This window comes from Euzebya rosea (genome assembly GCF_003073135.1).
Lineage (GTDB): Bacteria > Actinomycetota > Nitriliruptoria > Euzebyales > Euzebyaceae > Euzebya > Euzebya rosea.
On record NZ_PGDQ01000023.1, the window covers coordinates 1 to 16,048 of the forward strand.

The following is a 16,048-nucleotide window of genomic DNA, read 5'->3' on the forward strand; positions in this document are numbered from 1 at the left end:
CAACCCCACCCGGCACCCGACCGCAGGCGTCGCGCATCACGCACCCCGACCCCCTGGCCCCACGCCCTGTCGCTGCGAGGTGCGACCAACCCCACCCGGCACCCGACCGAGGCGTCGCGCATCACGCAAGGCCAACCGCCTCGCCCCACGCCCTGTCGCTGCGAGGTGCGACCAACCCCACCCGACACCCGACCGTCTCGATCCGGTCGCTGCTGGAGAGGCGCGTGGGGAACAGTCCTCCGGGTGGCCGACGACATGTTTGCGCGTCGGCCAACTTCGACAAGGTGACCGTCGGCGAGAACACGAGCGACCGCTCGACCCACACGCCCGAAGCGGCACCGAGCAGACGGAGGACAGGCGATGGCGGACTACCGAGTCGGACAGGACGTGGAGTGGGACTGGGGGGACGGCACCGGCTCCGGGACCGTCAAGCAGATCTACACCGAGCGCGTGGAGAAGACGATCGCCGGTACCGAGGTCGTGAGGGACGCCGATGAGGACAACCCCGCCTACCTCGTCGAGCAGGACGACGGCGACCGCGTGCTGAAGTCACAGTCCGAGCTCCGCAAGGCCTGACGCCCGGCACTCGCACGCCCCGGACCCGCGGCCGCACCCCCGTACCCGGGGCACGACCCGACGTGGCGAGATCCGGCGGTGGCCTTACGGATGCGTGACGACACCCGACGGCATGGGCTCCACCTCCATACGGTCGAGCCATGTCGCGTGTGCTTGCCGTTGCAGCGCTCCTCCTCGTGATCGGGCTGGTGGTGATGGCCGTGCGGGCGCAGCGCGGGGACGACGACCAGATCGCGCTGGCGACGCCGACCACTCCGATGCCGCCGACCCCCACGCCGGCGCCGAGCCCCAGAGCCGGCCAGACCGCCGCGGTCCCCGCATCCGCCGCCTCCGACATCCGCACCGCCACCCCGGCGACCCCCACGCCGAGGGACGAGCCACCGGACGCTCCCACCCCACCCGGGCCGCCGATCTCCAACGAGGGACCACATCCCGAGCTGCGAGACATCGACGGGTGGCTGCAGAGCGACGTCACGTCGCTGGAGGAGCTGCGGGGCAAGGTCGTGGTCGTCGAGTTCTGGACCTTCGGCTGCATCAACTGCCAGCGGACTCTCCCGAACCTCATCCAGCTGTACGGCTCCCACTCCCGTGACGACCTGGAGTTCGTCGGCATCCACTCCCCCGAGTTCGCCCACGAAGCCGACGTCGACAACATCGTCGCTGCTGCCGCTGACCTCGGGGTGACATGGCCGATCGCCCTGGACACCGACAAGCGCACCTTCCACCACTGGCAGGAGGGGACGACCGCCTACTGGCCACGCACCTACGTCCTCGACCGCGACGGCAACATCCGCTTCGATCACATCGGTGAGGGCCGGTACGACGAGCTCAACGAGACGGTGGCACGGCTCATCGCCGATCCGACGCTGTAGCCCACACCGGTGGACCCACTGCTGGAGGGTGTGGTCGCCGCAGCACAGCCGTGCTCGCTTGCCCTGGTGCTGCCTGCCGCTGGGGCCACGGTCCTGGCAGGACGCCGCGGCTGGCTGGTCGCCATCGCGTGCTGGACGACGGCCAGCCTCACCGCATGGAGCCGCGCCGCAGGAACCCTCGACCTGCCCGACTCGATGGTCGTCGGCGTCCTCCTCGCCGCCATGGCTCTGGCCGGAACCGCGCTGACCGTCACCACCCCAACCGCCACCAAGCCCCTGGCACCGAACCCGCGAGCCGTCGCCGGCGGCGCCCTCGTGGGCCTTGCTGGGGCGGCGCTGTGGCAACCGTGTGTCGGCCCTGCGCTCGGCACCATCCTGACGGCGGCGCCCGATGATCCCGGCGGCCAGCTCGGCCAGTTCGCGGCCTACACGGCCGGGCTGCTGCTGGTCACGGTCGGCCTGGCAGCCCTCCCCCACCTCCACCCCCGGATGGACACGGCGTTGGCGGCCACCCCGGCTCGGGTGGTGGCCGCCGCTCCCCTCCTCCTGCTCGTCGTCGTCCTCGCGACCGGCACCTACAGCACGATCGTCGGCGCGCTGGTCCGCGCCTCCTCCCTCTCCTGAGGAGCTCAGGAACGCGACGTCTCCCGTGCGCCGGTCCATGCCGCGCGCAGGCCCAGCCGGCCGGCGAAGTGCAGCGCACCCCCGGCGTAGACACGGGCGGCGATGCGGATCAGCACCACGACCAGCCCGGCGGTGACGGCGACGGCCAGCAGCTGCTCCCAGACCGTGATCTCCTGGAACGCCACCCGGATGGGCACGACGAACGGCGACATGAACGGCACGAACGTCGTCACCCGGGCCAGCACGCCGGCCGGCTCGCTGAGCGCCTGGAACGACACGAAGAACCCGACGATCGCTGTCATGGAGACGGGGAAGGCCACCGACTGGGCGTCCTCCGACCGGCCGACCAGCGCGCCGGCCGTGGCGAACATCGTGGAGTACAGCGCGAACCCGAGCACGAACCACACGACCAACGTCACGGCGGAGTCCACGGGGATGACCGGCAGGTTCAACGCGCCCGTCACCCGGATGAGGGTCATGGCCCATGCCACGGTGATGCCGAACTGCGCCAGGCCGAGCAGGCCGATGCCGATGACCTTGCCGGCCAGCAGCTGCCACGGCTCGACGGTGGCCAGCAGGACCTCGACGACCCGGCTGGACTTCTCCTCGGTGACGCCCTGCAGCGTCCAGGCCCCGAAGATCAGGATCGCTAGGTACAGCATCATCATGCCGGCGTAGGCGATGAGGCTGCGCGCCTCGTCCTGCGCCGCATCGGCGACGCCCTGCACGGTCCGGACCTCCAGCGGCTGGGAGGACAGCACCGAGGTGATCTCGGCCAGCTCCACGCCGCTGCCGTCCAGCCGGTCCTGCAGCGCGAGGGTGGCGGCGGCCTCCTGCACACGCTGCTCGAGGTCGTCGTTGGAGAAGGCGCTGGAGCTCTCGCGGAGGATGGCGGTGCCGTCGACGAGGACCAGCTCGACCTCGCCGTCGGCCAGGCCGGCCCGGGCGGCGTCGGTGTCGGCGTAGGTGGTCACGTCGAACTCGACCTCGTCGTCGCCGGCCCGGTCGATGACCAGCTGGCGGGTCAGGTCGAGCACGTCGTCGTTGCCGCTGCCGACCGCGCCGATCTCGACGGTGGTCGTCTGGTCGTCGAGCACCGACGGGATGACGATGGCCGCGCTCAGCACCACGAGGATGGCGAGCATGCCGAACAGGTAGGCCTTCGACGTGCCGCGGGTGCGCAGCTCGCGGCCGATGACGAGGCGGAGGGTGGACATGCTGCTCATCGGGTACCGCCGATCGTGGCGTGGGTGATGCGGTCGGCGGTGGTCGAGGCCGGCTGGTCCGGCGACGACACCGCCTCGGTGAAGATCTGGGTCAACGACGGGGTGGTGTAGACGAAGTGCTGTCCGCCGCCGAGGCCCGTCCCGACACCGGCCATCAGGCGGGTGATGTCGACGTCGGCGCGGACCTTCAGGACGTGGTGGCGGCCGTCGAAGCGCGACTCGAGCACCCCGTCGAGGTCCTGCAGCGCGGCAGCCTGCTGGTCGGACAGGTCGAGCTCGACCCGGCGGTAGGGCGACTCGGCCTGCAGCGCCTCCACCTCACCGGTGACGACGACCCGGCCGCGGTCGATGATGGCGACGTCCTCGCACAGGTCCTCCACGACCTCCAGCTGGTGGGAGGAGAACATCACGGCCGTCCCGGCGGCGGCCCGCTCGCGGAGGACCCGCGCCATGGTGGCCGCGCCGATCGGGTCCAGGCCGTTGAAGGGTTCGTCGAGCACCAGCAGCTCGGGATCGTGCAGCAGCGCCGCGGCGAGCTGCACTCGCTGCTGGTTGCCCTGCGACAGGTCCTGCAGCGCGTCGCCGGCCCGGTCGGCCAGGTCGAGGTCGGCCAGCCAGCGGTCGGCGGCGGCGCGGGCCTCGCCGGCGGTCATCCCGTGCAGGCGGCCGAAGTAGACCAGCTGGTCGGTCAGCGCCATCGCGGGGTAGAGCCCGCGCTCCTCGGGCATGTAGCCGAACCGTCGCCGGTCGGCGGCGGTGATGGGGTGGCCGTCCCAGCGGATCTCGCCGCTGTCGGGGTTGGCCAGGCCGAACACCGCGCGCATCGTCGTGGTCTTGCCGGCGCCGTTGCGGCCGAGGAACCCGAGCATGCGGCCGGGCCGGACGGTGAAGCTGCAGCCGTCGAGGGCCACGACGTCGCCGTAGCGCTTGGTGAGGGAGTCGATGTCGAGCATGGGAGGCACGCTAGGTGGGGGTGACGACGGCCGCGTCCCCCGCAGGGGTGAAGGCGATGTCCACCACAGGGGGGACTCGGCGGCGGACCCCTCCCGCGTACGCTGCGAACCCACGATGACCAGCGCCGCCGCCCCCGTCCTCCCGCCGTTGACGACCGCCGAGCGTCGCCCCTCCCGGGTCGACCTCGCGGTGTTCGCGGCGATGCTGCTGCTGGGCCTGCTCGGCATCTTCCTGTCCCACGACCTGCTCGACGACGACGAGCTCGGCCGCCTGCCGATGTGGGCCGATTACGTCGCGTTCGTGCTGGTGATCGTGCCGGTGCCGGTCCGCCGCATGGCGCCGGCGGCCGTCTGCCTGTACGTCGGTGTCGGCTTCGCGGTCTTCCGGCTGCTGGAGGTGCCCGAGGGTGCCGTGTCCACCGTGGCGTTGTTCATGGCCATCCATGCCGCCGGGGCCCACGTGCCCGACCCGACCCGCCGCACCTGGTCGCGGGCCATCGCCCTCGCCGCAGGCTTCCTCGCCCTCTTCGTGCAGCTGGCCGGCGACGTGGAGCTGGTCGGGTTCGAGACGGTCGTCGGGCTGCTGTTCTCCGTCGGCATCAACGCCGGCTTCTACGTCGCGGCGTGGGTGCTGGGCGACCGGGATCGCCACCAGCGGATCGACCGGGCCGAGCTGTCGCGACGCGCCGAGCAGCTGGCCACCGAACGCGAGGCCAGGGCGCAGCAGGCGGTCGTGGCCGAGCGGGTCCGGATCGCCCGCGAGCTGCACGACGTCGTCGCCCACCACGTCAGCGTCATGGGGGTGCAGGCTGCGGCGGCACGGCACGTCATGGCGAAGGACCCCGAGCGCGCAGCCGAGGCGCTGGGGACCGTGGAGTCCTCGGCCCGGCAGGCGGTGGAGGAGCTGCAGCGCCTGGTCGGCATCCTGCGGGAGGCGCCGTCGGACGGCATCGACGCACCCCAGCCGACCCTCGACGGCCTGCCCGCGCTGGTGGACACCCTGGCCGAGGCGGGGCTGCCCGTGGAGCTGCGCGAGATCGGCCGGTCCCCCGCCGTGCCGGACTCCGTCGGCCTGTCCGCCCATCGGATCGTGCAGGAGGCGCTGACCAACGTGATGCGGCATGCGCCGGGGGCCGAGACGACCGTCGTGCTGACCCACCTCGCCGGGGTGCTGCAGGTCGAGGTGGTCAACGGGCCGGCCCCGGCCGGTGCCACGCCGGCTGGTCCGGGCGGGGGCCGTGGGCTGCTCGGGATGCGCGAGCGGGCGGCGATGCTCGGCGGGACGATCGAGGCCGGCCCCCTCCCCCGCGGTGGCTACCGGGTCGCCGCGACCCTCCCCCTCCCCGGCGGCGCGACAACCGGCGCGATCGGGGCCCACGTCGTCCCTGGGCGAGGTTCGGCACGATCGGGGCCCCATTCTCCGGCGGCCTCTGGGGTGAACGACACGACGGACGAGGGTTCGACACGCCTCGACGAGGAGGTGACGCGGTGACCGACGTGGCCGGCGAGCTGATCGAGGTGGTGCTGGTCGACGACCAGCAGCTGGTCCGGTCGGGGCTGCGGATGATCCTCGAGTCCGAGCCCGACATCGCCGTCGTCGGCGAGGGCGGGGACGGCCGCGAGGGCGTGCGGCTGGCACGGACACTCCGCCCCCACGTGGTGCTGATGGACATCCAGATGCCGGTCATGGACGGGCTGGCCGCCACCGAGGCCATCGGCGAGCTGCCCGACCCGCCGAAGGTCGTCGTCCTGACCACCTTCGAGCGGGACGACTACGTCTTCCGGGCCTTGCGGCAGGGGGCCAGCGGGTTCCTGCTCAAGAACGCCCCGCCGACCCAGCTGATCGACGCGGTGCGAGTCGTCGCGGCCGGCGACTCGCTGCTGTCCCCGTCGATCACCCGACGGCTGATCCAGGCGTTCGCCGACGGCCCTGCCCCCGTCGAGCACGACCCGGCGCTGGACCTGCTGACCGACCGGGAACGCGAGGTGCTCGGCCTGCTGGCGACCGGCCGCTCCAACGCCGAGATCGCCGAGGACCTCGTCGTGGGCGAGGCGACGGTCAAGACCCACGTGTCGCGCGTCTTCGACAAGCTCGGCGTCCGCGACCGCGTGCAGGCCGTCGTCTGGGCCCACGAGCACGGCGTCACCGGCTGACCCTCACCAGACCGGAATGTGCAGCACGGCCGGGATGCCGGCCGTCCTGCACCACGCCGGGCGCGGCCTGCGCAGCTCGGCCGCCCGGTGCGCCGAACTGCACAACTCGTGGTCGGCGGGTCGGGCGTCCGCGAGCCCGGAGACGCTGACCTACAGGGCCACGGCGTTCTTGCCGACGTTGCCGCCGGTGAACAGCTTGGTGAAGGCCGTCGGGACCGCCTCGATGCCGTGCTCGAGGTCGACCTTGGCGTTGACCTTGCCCTCCGCGGCCCACTGGCCGAGGTCGGCGAAGGCCTGCGGGTGCTCCTTGGCGTAGTCGAAGATGAGGAAACCCTCCATCTTCGCGCGCTTCACGATCAGGTTGGAGTAGTTGCGCGGGCCCTTCGGCGCCGCACCGTCGTACTGCGAGATGGCGCCGCAGATCACGATGCGGGCGTGCAGCGCCAGGTTGGACAGCGCCATCTCCAGCAGCGGACCACCGACGTTGTCGAAGTACACGTCGACCCCGTCGGGGCCGATCACGGACCGCAGCGTCTTGGCGACGTCGTCGGCCTTGTAGTCCACGCACTCGTCGAAGCCGAGCTCGTCGACGACGTAGGCGCACTTCTCGGGCCCGCCCGCCGTGCCGATGACCCGGCAGCCCTTCAGCTTGGCGATCTGCCCGACGACCGAGCCAGTCGCCCCGGCCGCACCGCTGACCAGGACCGTGTCGCCCTCCTTCAGCTCACCGACGCGCAGCAGGCCGAAGTAGGCCGCCAGGCCGGTGGGGCCGAACAGCGAGATCGCGACCAGCGGGTCGGTGCCCTCGGGGAGGACCTGCATCGCGCCGGCGCCACGCTCCTCGGCGACGACGTACTCCTGCCAGCCCGTCAGGCCGCTGACGAGCGCACCCACGGGGTACCTGTCGGACGTGGACTCGACGACCTCGCCGATGCCCATCGAGCGGACGACCTCGCCGATGCCGATGGCCGGCAGGTAGGTGTCCTGCTGCATCCAGCCGCGGATGGTCGGGTCGAGGGAGAGGTGGGTGACCTTCACCAGGGCCTGGCCGTCACCGAGCTCGGGCACGGGCTGGCTGGCGAGCTCGACGTGCTCGTCCGGGGAGAAGGCGGCGGTGGGGCGCTCGGTCAGGCGCCACACCCGGTTGGTCTCGGGGGTGCTCATGACCGGCGAGCCTAGACCCCCTGCCGCGTGTCGCACCCCAGGGCTAGGATGCCGCCATGGGGACAACGCTCGGAGTGGGGACGGACAAGGGCGGGTGGCTGCTGCGCAGCGACGACCGCCGCAGCTGGACGGTCGAGGGGCCGTTCTTCACCGGATGGCAGGTGACCGCCTTCGGCACGACCCCGGCGGGTGACTACCTCGCAGGGACCGCGTCGGGCTGGTTCGGCCCGGCGGTGCACCGCTCGACGGACCTGGAGGAGTGGACCCAGGTCGTCGACGGGCCGGCGTTCCCCGCCGAGGACCCGACGGGCACCAAGCCCAAGGTCGAGCGGATCTGGCACTTCTCCACCGACCCGACGGGGCGGATCTGGTGCGGTGTCGCCCAGGCGGGGTTGTTCACCAGCGACGACGACGGCGTCACCTGGCAGCCGGTCGAGGCCTACAACACCCATCCCACCCGGCCGAAGTGGATCCCCGGCGCCGGCGGCATGTGCCTGCACCGGGTCCTGACCGACGACCAGCGGATCTGGGCAGCGGCCTCCTCCATCGGCGTGCTGCGCAGCGACGACGGCGGCGCGTCGTTCACCCCGGCAAACCGCGGGGTGGAGGGGGTCGACCCGGACGGGGCCGACGACGGGATCGGCACGTGCGTGCATGCCGTGGTGGCCGACCCCGACGATCCCGACACGATCTGGCGGCAGGACCACTCGGGGGTGTACCGCACCACCGACGGCGCCGACTCGTGGCAGCGGATCGAGCAGGGCCTCCCGGCCAGCTTCGGATTCCCCATCGTGCGGGACGCGGGGTCGGGCAGCCTGTTCGTGATGCCGCTGGAGGCCGACGTCAACCGCACCCCGGTGGAGGGGCGCTTCGCGGCCTACCGCTCGACCGACGGTGGGGAGTCCTGGCAGGCCTCCGGCGTCGGCTGGCCCGACGAACCGACCTACGACACGGTCCTGCGCGGGGCGATGGCCGTCGACGGGGACGGCGGGGTGTACGCCGGCACGACCGGCGGGCGGCTGTGGGCGACCGACGACGCGGGCGACTCGTGGCACGAGCTGCCCGGCACCTTCCCGCGCATCCACGCGGTCGCGGTCCTGTAGCCGCGTGGCCAGCACGACGGTTCGGCTGCCGGGGGTGCTGCGCCCGGCCATCGGTGGGGTGCGCGAGGTGGTGGTCGAGGGGACGACAGTTCGTGCAGCGGTGGAGGACCTGTGCCGGCAGCACCCGACCCTGACCGTGCGGCTGTTCGACGAGGACGGCCACCTGCGACGCCACGTCCTGTGCGTCCACAACGGCGCGACGACCCGGCTGGACGACGACCTGCCGCTGGCCGACGGGGACGAGCTGGCGATCCTCCCGGCGGTGTCCGGAGGATGACGCGCCGTTCGGTCCCCGCCGCCCGGCAGGCAGCGCCGAGGACGGGCGGCGCGGTGCCCAGGACGGGCGGCGCGGTGCCCAGGACGGCCGGCGGCACGGCGGCGCTCGCCGTGCTGGCCCTGCTGTTCGCCCTGCTCCCGGCGTTGCTGTCGGCGGGGCCGGCAGGTGCCCAGCCCCCGGAGCGGCCCACCCCGGAGTACTACGCCCGGCGTCCCGACCCGCCCCACCGATCCTTCACGCTGTCGGCCACCGGGGACCTGCTGATCCACACGCCGGTCCGGACCACCGCCGCCCGGCCCGACGGCTCCTTCGACTTCGGCCCGCAGCTGGCGGCGGTGGCCCCGCACCTGTCGGCGGCCGACGTGGGGTTGTGCCACCTGGAGGTGCCGCTGGACCCCGACGGGCCGTACTCCAGCTACCCCCGGTTCAACGCCCCGGCCCAGCTGGCCACCGGGATCGCCGGTGCCGGGTGGGACATCTGCTCGACCGCCTCCAACCACTCCGCGGACCAGGGATGGCCGGGGCTGGTCCAGACCCTCGACGCCCTGGACGCCGCCGGCGTTGCCCACCGCGGCATGTACCGCACCGAGGCGGACTCGCTGGCCCCGGTGCTGTACGAGGTGGAGGGGGTGGCGGTCGGGTTCCTCTCGGCCACCTACGGCCTGAACGGGCTGCCTGCCCCGGGCGGCCACGAGTGGTCGGTGACCCGCATCGACCCGGCGGCGATCCTCGACCGGGTCCGCGAGCTGCGGGCGGCCGGCGCCGACGTGGTGGTCGTCAGCCTGCACTGGGGCAACGAGTACCAGCACGCCCCGTCGGCCCACCAGCGTGACGTCGCCGCCCTGCTGATGACCGGCGGGGAGGTCGACGCGTTGATCGGCCACCACGCCCACGTCGTGCAGCCGGTGGAGTGGATCAGCGACCGACCGGTCGTCTACGGGCTGGGCAACTTCCTGTCCGGGCAGCGGCAGTCGGTGACCCGACGGGACGGGGCGATCGTGACGTTGTCGTTCGCCGAGGACCGGGACGGCTGGTACGTCGAGGCGCTGACGGCCCAGCCGACGTGGGTGACCGATGGCTACGCCGTCGTGCCGGCGCGGCCGGAGGACGGTGGGACGCTGGGCGCCTCGGCAACCCGCACGCTCGGCCACCTCGGCGTGCCGCTGACGCCACCGCTGCCGCCGCCGGCGTGACCGCGGGCCGGATGGGTCTCCCGGGGCGCCGACTCGGTTCTGACACACAGGCGTGGCAGGCTTCGGGCCGATGGAGATCCTGCTGCGCTGCCAGATCCCCGACGTGCCGGGCATGTTGGCGACCCTCGCCGGTGCCATCGCCGAGACCGGCGGGGACATCCAGGCCGTCGAGGTGGTCGAGACCGCCCAGGAGATGGCCATCGACGACCTGTGGGTCGTGACCTCCGACATCGCCTCGCTCGTCTCGGCGCTCGAGGCCATGCAGGGGGTCAGCGTCATCCACGCCGGCCTGTCCAGGGGTGTGCCCGGCGACGCCACCGCACGGCTGGCCACCGGCATCGACACGCTGATGAGCGGCGCCATGCCGGTCGAGGACGGGCTGGCCACCCTGATGGGCGGCCTGCTGCGCGCCGCGTCGGCGGAGATCCTCCCCGACGCCGAGTGGCCGTCGAAGAAGGACCGCCGACAGCTGGCGCTGCGGGTCGCCTCGGGTGTGCTGGTCCTCCGACGCGAGTACAAGTTCCTCGACGTGGAGATCCAGCGAGCCCACCAGGTGCTCGCGGTGTGCGAACGAGCGGCGGCGATCGCCGGAGGAAGCTGAGCAGAGCCGATGGTGTGGAGTGACCCCGAAGTCGAGACCGTGGCGCCCGGGATCCACCGGGTCCCCGTGCCGCTGCCCAACGACGGGCTGCGAGCCGTCAACGTCTACATGATCGAGGACGGTGACGGGGTGACGCTGGTCGACTCGGGCTGGAACGGCCCGGAGGCAAGGGCGGCCATCGACCGGGGCCTGGCCGTGGCCGGCGCCGAGCTCGGTGACGTGCACCGCATGCTGATCACCCACATGCACTACGACCACCTCGGGCAGGCCGACGAGCTGCGTCGCGCCGGCGCCGGTGAGTACTGGCTGGGTGAGGAGGAGAAGGGGAGCTTCACCATCCTCGTCACCGACCCGGTCGAGTCACGCCTGGAGCGGCTGGACCAGCTCGAGGCGCACGGCGCGGTCGCGCTGGCCGAGAAGGGTCGGGCCAGCGACGGGGCGGTGAAGGAGCCGCTGACCTGGCAGCCGCCCGGCCGGTGGGTGGCCGACGGCGAGCAGGCGCCGCTGTCGGACGGCGCGTTGACGGCGATCCTGACGCCCGGCCACACCCGCGGCCACCTGTGCTTCCTGCACGGCGACCGGAAGGTCCTGTTCTCCGGCGACCACGTGCTGCCACACATCACCCCGTCGATCGGCTTCGAGCCGAACACCAACCGGCTGGCGCTGGTGGACTTCCTGGAGTCCCAGGCGCGGGTGGCGGCGCTGGACGTCGAGCTGGTCCTGCCGGCCCACGGCGAGGTCTTCACCGACCTGCCGGGTCGGGTGGACGAGCTGACGGCCCATCACGACGTCCGGCTGGACGCCTGCCGGGCAGCGTTGTCGGAGGGCGGATCCTCCGCGTTCGTCGTGGCCAGCCGGATCGGCTGGACCCGCCGGGAGACCCCGTTCGAGGAGCTGAACGACTTCAACAAGACACTTGCGGTCTGGGAGACCGCCGCGCACCTCGAGCTGCTGGCCGTCCGCGGCACCGTGACCCGCCGGGTCGTCGACGGCACCACCACGTTCACCCGGGCCTGACGCCCCGAGGCCCGGCGGGCCGAACCGTCGGGGCGGGGCAGCCGACGGTCGGCCCTGCCCCGCGGTCAGCCGACCGTCGGGAGGGGCCACCAGACGATCCCGGCGTCCAGCACGACGAGGCCGACCGCGATCGCCAGGGCGAACGCAGGGGTGGCCAGCATCCGCCGGCCACCGGTTCGGGCCTTGAGGCTGTCGTGGACCCCGCCGCCGATCGACAGGCCCGTCGCGCCGGCCACCACGAAGGCGAACCAGCGGACCAGCACGGGCACCTCGGGCAGGTCGAGGATCCACGTCAGGGTGAAGCCGGGCCCGTACTCGAAGAGGCGCTGGGCGATCGCCATGACCAGGCCGAGGACCAGCAACAGGTCGAGGAGGACGAACGCCGCCAGGGCGATCCCGCCGGTCGCGAACGGCAGCAGCCGGCTGGCGGTGATCGCCACCTGCTGGCCACGGCCCATCGTGGCCTTCCGCTGACCGGTGTCGACGGCTGCCCGGGTGAAGACGACGGTGGCGGCGGCGATGAACGCCGCGAACGGGGCCACGCTGGCGGCCCCGCCGAGCAGCAGGGCGAAGGCGATGGTGAAGGTCGCGCGGGCCATGCCGGAGGAGAAGGTCTCCCCCGACCGGGCCGGCCGACCCCGCACGTCCGGCTTCGACGCGGCGGGCCTGGTGGTCGCCGGTGTCGCGGAAGGGGTGGGGGTCGCGGTCGTCGAGGCCATGGCGCCCCCGGACCGTTCGGTTGTCGCGCGCCAGAGCCCCCTCCTCCCCCGGGGTTCGGGGTTGGGCTCGGGCTCGACCGCTGGCATGACGAGGGTCTGGGCGCGGTGCGCCGCCGGCTCGACGACCGGCGCCCGCGTGACCGACGTGACCGGGCTGGCCGAGGTGGCCGGGCTGGCCAAGGCGCCCGGGCTGGCCGGTCCACCCTCGAGGTGTGTCGTCGAACGGCGACCCGTGGCCGGTTCGGCGACACGCATCGTGCTGGTGGGCGGCGTGTCCCCGTGCTGTGTCGGCGAATCGCCGTCTGTGGCCGGTTCGACGACACGCCGCCGTGGGCGGGGCGCCGGGTCCTCGGCCCGCTGGGTGTTGGTCCCCACGTACCGCACCCGTGGCGAGGAGGCGATGGGCAGGTCGGCCGACAGACGGGAGTCGATCGGGATGGGCCGGTCGGGCGACGGACGGTCGATGCCGTCGTCGTCGGGCACACGGATGACGATCGGCTTCCGCGGGCCGGACGGTGCCGTCGGGGCGGCGGGTGTCGCCGCCGGTCCGGACGAATGGGTCCTGGCCCAGGGAGGAGTGGAGGCGGCGGACCGCTTGGCGTCCTCGGCGGCGCGGAGGGCGCTGGCCAGGTCCGACGGGGTGGCGATCCGCTCCTCGGCCTGGCTGTCGTCGCCGGCCGCCGGGCTGACGGACACCCGCTGCTCGGGCAGGTTGCGCTCGGCGTCGCGGAGGGCGTGGAACCAGGTCTCGGCGGAGGTGCGGCTGCGCCCGGCGTCGCGGGCCAGCAGCACGCCGAGCTGACCACCCGACGTCCACGGTCGCCCACCGACGAGCCGCTGGATCAGGTAGCCCAGCCGGCGCTCGTCGTCGGCGATGATGCCGGCGTCGGCCGCGGAGACGAGCTCGTCGCTGCGGACGACGATCACGCGGGCTCGGTCGTCCAGCCGGAGGTGTCGGCCCCGCACACGCCCGTGGCCGGCGTGGTGCAGCGCGGCGACGGCGGTGGCGATGTTCCGGGCGACGCGCAGCTGGTGCCGCCGGGTCGCCATCGGCGCGATCTCGGCACGCCGGGTCGGATCGAGGAAGTCCGCCAGCGGGAACGTGGACCGCCCGGTGATCCGCGGCGCCAGGTACCCGACGACGCGGGCGTCGAGGTCGTGCAGCAGGTCGGTGGGCCACGTGATGTGGATGCCGGGACCGGAGTCCGGTGGAGGGGAGGCCAGCAGCTGGCGGAGGTGACGGTCGTAGTCCTCGTCGGCGCTCCAGCGCACGACCGCGGCATGGTCGGGCGCCTCGGCGACACGCGCAACAAGCCGTCCACGCTCTCGCGTGACGACGTCCAGCGTCACCCAGCGTTCATCGCTGATCCGCTGCAGGGCCGTGGGGAAGGGATCGGCCATAGTGACTCCACTGAACCTCACAACGCTGCTGACGTCAACACTGGCCACATCTGCCCCATCAGCCACACCAGTCACGAGCCGTGTGGTGCGGGTGGACGAGGCAACACGAGACCGCGTCTCTGCCTGCCCGCCGGGCCCCCGTCGGGCTGGGAGTCGACCGGGCCCCCGGGAGTAGGCTCACCGACCATGGACACCAACGAGAAGCGCGTACTGGTCACGGGTGGCGGCAGCGGCATCGGAGCGGCCATGTGCCGGCGGTTCGCCGCCGACGGCGCCACCGTCGTGGTGGCCGACATGAACGCCGAGGCGGCACAGGCCGTGGCCGACGAGATCGGCGGGGTGGCCCTGACCGCCGACGTCGGCAGCGCCGAGGCCAACGAGGCGATGATCGACGAGGCCGAAGCGGCGGTCGGGCCGATCGACCTGCTCGTCCTCAACGCCGGCATCGCGACCGGGACCGACGTCACCGACACCACCGACGAGACGTGGGACACCATCTGGCGGGTCAACGTGATGGCGCACGTCTGGGCGCTGCGGGCCTGGCTGCCCCGCGCCATCGAGCGTGGCGGCGGCTACGTCCTGCACACCGCCAGCGCCGCCGGCCTGCTGACCAGCCTGGGGTCGGCGCCGTACTCGGTGACCAAGCACGCCGTCGTGTCGCTGGCCGAATGGGTGTCGATCACGCACGCCGACAAGGGCATCACCGTCTCGGCGCTGTGCCCGCAGTTCGTCTCCACCCCCCTGCTGGACGACCTCAAGGACATCCCCGGCGGGCAGAAGCTGGCGGCGCTCGGCGTGAAGGAGCCGGCCGAGATCGCCGACGCGGTGGCCGAGGCCATCGCCGAGGACCGCTTCCTCATCCTCCCCCACCCAGAGGTCGAGCAGTACGAGCAGAACCGTGCCAACGACCGGGAGCGGTGGCTGGGCGGCATGCGCAAGCTGCAGCGCCACATCCTGAGCGAGGACTAGGCGATGCGCCGGGCCCTCGCGCTGCTCCTCGTCCTGGGCGGGCTGGCGGGGGCCTGCACCGGTGCCGATGACCTCGAGGTGGTCGCGCCGGACCCGGTCGAGGACGACGCTGACGGGGGCGACGCCGACGCGGACGAGGACGTGGCGCCGGGGCCGACGGACGACCTGCGCATCGTCGAGCTCGAGCTGGACCAGTCCAGTGAGGTCGTCGTCGACGTGGCGGCCGACGAGGTCAGCCTGCTGTTCCTCGCCCGCGGGCAGGGGCCCGAGGACGAGGTGTTCGTCGACGCCATCATCGCCCCCGACGGAACGCTGGTCGATGCGCCGCTGGAGCTGCAGCCCTCCAACTTCGGTGACACCGCCGTGCTGCTGCCGTTGTACGCAGACGAACCCCTGCAGCCCGGCGAGTGGACGTTCGTCGTGGACAGCGACGCCGGGCTCGAGTCGGCGCAGGCCATCCTCAAGCGTGGCCCGCTGGCCACCGACCAGGTCGTCGACGTCACGTTCCACGTCGCCTCGTTCGCCTTCGCCGAGGCCTCACAGGCCGAGCGGGAGGAGCTGGCGCTGGTCTACCGCAACGCCGGGGACACGATCCTCGGCGCCCACGGCCTGGCGGTCGGCGACCTGGCGTTCGTCGACGCCGACCCGGCGGTGACCGAGGCGTTCGCCGACATCGAGCTGCCCTCCAGCGGCGACGACGCGGCCCAGCGCGAGCTGTGCGGGTCACTCGACACCGGGGAGGGGCCCAGCCGCCGGCTGGCGTTCGCCATCGTCGACCGGGTCGTCGACCCCGACGACGAGGAGGGCGAGACGGAGGGCAACGCCGCGGGGCTGCCGGGCGCCACGATCCTGCCGGGCCTGTCGACGTCGTGCGTGCTGATGATCGCCGACGGCTCACGGGACGTCACCGACTTGGCCGCGACCGTGTGGCACGAGGCCGGGCACCTGATGGGGCTGCCACACACCACCGAGGCCGAGGGGGACACCTTCGACCTCTTCGACGACACCCCCGAGTGCGTGGCGGCGGAGTTCGACGGCAGCCTCGGCGACGGGGCCGACGGGTTCGTGGACGCCGAGGAGTGCCCCGATGGCGACAACCTGATGTTCCACGACTCCGACGCGCTGGCGATCAGCGAGCAGCAGGCGTTCGTGCTGCGCCACCACCCGCTGTTCCAGCCGGCCCCCTGACCCACACACCC

Annotated in this window: 16 protein-coding genes; 12 read left to right on the forward strand and 4 right to left on the reverse strand. The window is 72.9% G+C overall.

Translation table 11 applies throughout. The features are described 5' to 3' along the window. Positions 1-360: 360 nt before the first annotated feature. From CUC05_RS22330 to CUC05_RS22340, 3 genes are all read left to right on the forward strand, one after another. A complete protein-coding gene (locus CUC05_RS22330; protein WP_108668361.1) occupies positions 361-576 on the forward strand; it encodes a hypervirulence associated TUDOR domain-containing protein in 216 nt (71 codons plus the stop codon). A gap of 140 nt (positions 577-716) precedes the next feature. Continuing rightward, positions 717-1,448 carry a redoxin domain-containing protein gene (locus CUC05_RS25995; RefSeq protein ID WP_108668362.1) on the forward strand — a complete coding sequence of 244 codons (732 nt, stop codon included), beginning with the start codon at positions 717-719 and terminating at the stop codon, positions 1,446-1,448. 9 nt (positions 1,449-1,457) lie between these two features. Beyond that, positions 1,458-2,072 carry a hypothetical protein gene (locus CUC05_RS22340; protein WP_108668363.1) on the forward strand — a complete coding sequence of 205 codons (615 nt, stop codon included), beginning with the start codon at positions 1,458-1,460 and terminating at the stop codon, positions 2,070-2,072. Positions 2,073-2,077: 5 nt separating this feature from the next. Here CUC05_RS22340 and CUC05_RS22345 read toward each other — a convergent pair whose 3' ends face one another. Together CUC05_RS22345 and CUC05_RS22350 are read right to left on the reverse strand one after the other, a co-directional pair. After that, the gene (locus CUC05_RS22345) at positions 2,078-3,298 is read right to left on the reverse strand and encodes an ABC transporter permease (protein WP_108668364.1); all 1,221 of its coding nucleotides are present in this window, start codon (positions 3,296-3,298) and stop codon (positions 2,078-2,080) included. Continuing rightward, positions 3,295-4,251: an ABC transporter ATP-binding protein gene (locus CUC05_RS22350; RefSeq protein ID WP_108668365.1), complete on the reverse strand. Its 957-nt coding sequence runs from the start codon at positions 4,249-4,251 to the stop codon at positions 3,295-3,297. The genes CUC05_RS22345 and CUC05_RS22350 overlap by 4 nt, the downstream gene beginning before the upstream one ends. A gap of 115 nt (positions 4,252-4,366) precedes the next feature. On the opposite strand from CUC05_RS22350, the gene CUC05_RS22355 reads away from it, so the two are divergent. Then, entirely contained in the window at positions 4,367-5,743 is a 1,377-nt protein-coding gene (locus tag CUC05_RS22355; protein ID WP_108668366.1) for a sensor histidine kinase, read from the forward strand. Beyond that, positions 5,740-6,405: a response regulator gene (locus CUC05_RS22360; protein ID WP_240606310.1), complete on the forward strand. Its 666-nt coding sequence runs from the start codon at positions 5,740-5,742 to the stop codon at positions 6,403-6,405. The genes CUC05_RS22355 and CUC05_RS22360 overlap by 4 nt, the downstream gene beginning before the upstream one ends. 150 nt (positions 6,406-6,555) lie before the next feature. Here CUC05_RS22360 and CUC05_RS22365 read toward each other — a convergent pair whose 3' ends face one another. Continuing rightward, positions 6,556-7,569 carry an NADP-dependent oxidoreductase gene (locus CUC05_RS22365; protein WP_108668367.1) on the reverse strand — a complete coding sequence of 338 codons (1,014 nt, stop codon included), beginning with the start codon at positions 7,567-7,569 and terminating at the stop codon, positions 6,556-6,558. Positions 7,570-7,625: 56 nt separating this feature from the next. On the opposite strand from CUC05_RS22365, the gene CUC05_RS22370 reads away from it, so the two are divergent. The 5 genes from CUC05_RS22370 (at position 7,626) to CUC05_RS22390 (ending at position 11,760) form a co-directional block, all read left to right on the forward strand. Next, the gene (locus CUC05_RS22370) at positions 7,626-8,672 is read left to right on the forward strand and encodes a WD40/YVTN/BNR-like repeat-containing protein (protein ID WP_108668368.1); all 1,047 of its coding nucleotides are present in this window, start codon (positions 7,626-7,628) and stop codon (positions 8,670-8,672) included. A gap of 4 nt (positions 8,673-8,676) precedes the next feature. Further along, positions 8,677-8,949: a MoaD/ThiS family protein gene (locus CUC05_RS22375; RefSeq protein WP_205712496.1), complete on the forward strand. Its 273-nt coding sequence runs from the start codon at positions 8,677-8,679 to the stop codon at positions 8,947-8,949. Further along, positions 8,946-10,142 (forward strand): CapA family protein, encoded by a 1,197-nt coding sequence (locus CUC05_RS22380; protein ID WP_108668369.1) that lies wholly within the window; start codon positions 8,946-8,948, stop codon positions 10,140-10,142. The genes CUC05_RS22375 and CUC05_RS22380 overlap by 4 nt, the downstream gene beginning before the upstream one ends. A 70-nt stretch (positions 10,143-10,212) precedes the next feature. After that, the gene (locus tag CUC05_RS22385) at positions 10,213-10,743 is read left to right on the forward strand and encodes an ACT domain-containing protein (protein ID WP_157965890.1); all 531 of its coding nucleotides are present in this window, start codon (positions 10,213-10,215) and stop codon (positions 10,741-10,743) included. Positions 10,744-10,809: 66 nt separating this feature from the next. Next, a complete protein-coding gene (locus CUC05_RS22390; RefSeq protein ID WP_157965891.1) occupies positions 10,810-11,760 on the forward strand; it encodes an MBL fold metallo-hydrolase in 951 nt (316 codons plus the stop codon). A gap of 65 nt (positions 11,761-11,825) precedes the next feature. Here the strand turns inward: CUC05_RS22390 and CUC05_RS22395 are convergent, their stop codons facing one another. Beyond that, on the reverse strand, positions 11,826-13,880 hold the full coding sequence (locus CUC05_RS22395; protein ID WP_108668372.1) for a hypothetical protein: 2,055 nt from the start codon (positions 13,878-13,880) through the stop codon (positions 11,826-11,828). Positions 13,881-14,066: 186 nt separating this feature from the next. On the opposite strand from CUC05_RS22395, the gene CUC05_RS22400 reads away from it, so the two are divergent. Beyond that, a complete protein-coding gene (locus CUC05_RS22400; RefSeq protein ID WP_108668373.1) occupies positions 14,067-14,849 on the forward strand; it encodes an SDR family oxidoreductase in 783 nt (260 codons plus the stop codon). Between the two features lie 3 nt (positions 14,850-14,852). After that, positions 14,853-16,037, forward strand: coding sequence for a hypothetical protein (locus tag CUC05_RS24975; protein WP_157965892.1), 1,185 nt, complete (start codon positions 14,853-14,855; stop codon positions 16,035-16,037). Positions 16,038-16,048 lie beyond the last annotated feature (11 nt).

Bases quoted from the DNA above. Each gene is read 5' to 3' on its own strand.
- CUC05_RS22330 (WP_108668361.1), top strand. From the start codon at position 361: ATGGCGGACTACCGAGTCGGACAGGACGTGGAGTGGGACTGGGGGGAC.
- CUC05_RS25995 (WP_108668362.1), top strand. From the start codon at position 717: ATGTCGCGTGTGCTTGCCGTTGCAGCGCTCCTCCTCGTGATCGGGCTG.
- CUC05_RS22345 (WP_108668364.1), bottom strand. From the start codon at position 3,298: ATGAGCAGCATGTCCACCCTCCGCCTCGTCATCGGCCGCGAGCTGCGC.
- CUC05_RS22350 (WP_108668365.1), bottom strand. From the start codon at position 4,251: ATGCTCGACATCGACTCCCTCACCAAGCGCTACGGCGACGTCGTGGCC.
- CUC05_RS22355 (WP_108668366.1), top strand. From the start codon at position 4,367: ATGACCAGCGCCGCCGCCCCCGTCCTCCCGCCGTTGACGACCGCCGAG.
- CUC05_RS22365 (WP_108668367.1), bottom strand. From the start codon at position 7,569: ATGAGCACCCCCGAGACCAACCGGGTGTGGCGCCTGACCGAGCGCCCC.
- CUC05_RS22370 (WP_108668368.1), top strand. From the start codon at position 7,626: ATGGGGACAACGCTCGGAGTGGGGACGGACAAGGGCGGGTGGCTGCTG.
- CUC05_RS22380 (WP_108668369.1), top strand. From the start codon at position 8,946: ATGACGCGCCGTTCGGTCCCCGCCGCCCGGCAGGCAGCGCCGAGGACG.
- CUC05_RS22385 (WP_157965890.1), top strand. From the start codon at position 10,213: ATGGAGATCCTGCTGCGCTGCCAGATCCCCGACGTGCCGGGCATGTTG.
- CUC05_RS22395 (WP_108668372.1), bottom strand. From the start codon at position 13,880: ATGGCCGATCCCTTCCCCACGGCCCTGCAGCGGATCAGCGATGAACGC.
- CUC05_RS22400 (WP_108668373.1), top strand. From the start codon at position 14,067: ATGGACACCAACGAGAAGCGCGTACTGGTCACGGGTGGCGGCAGCGGC.
- CUC05_RS24975 (WP_157965892.1), top strand. From the start codon at position 14,853: ATGCGCCGGGCCCTCGCGCTGCTCCTCGTCCTGGGCGGGCTGGCGGGG.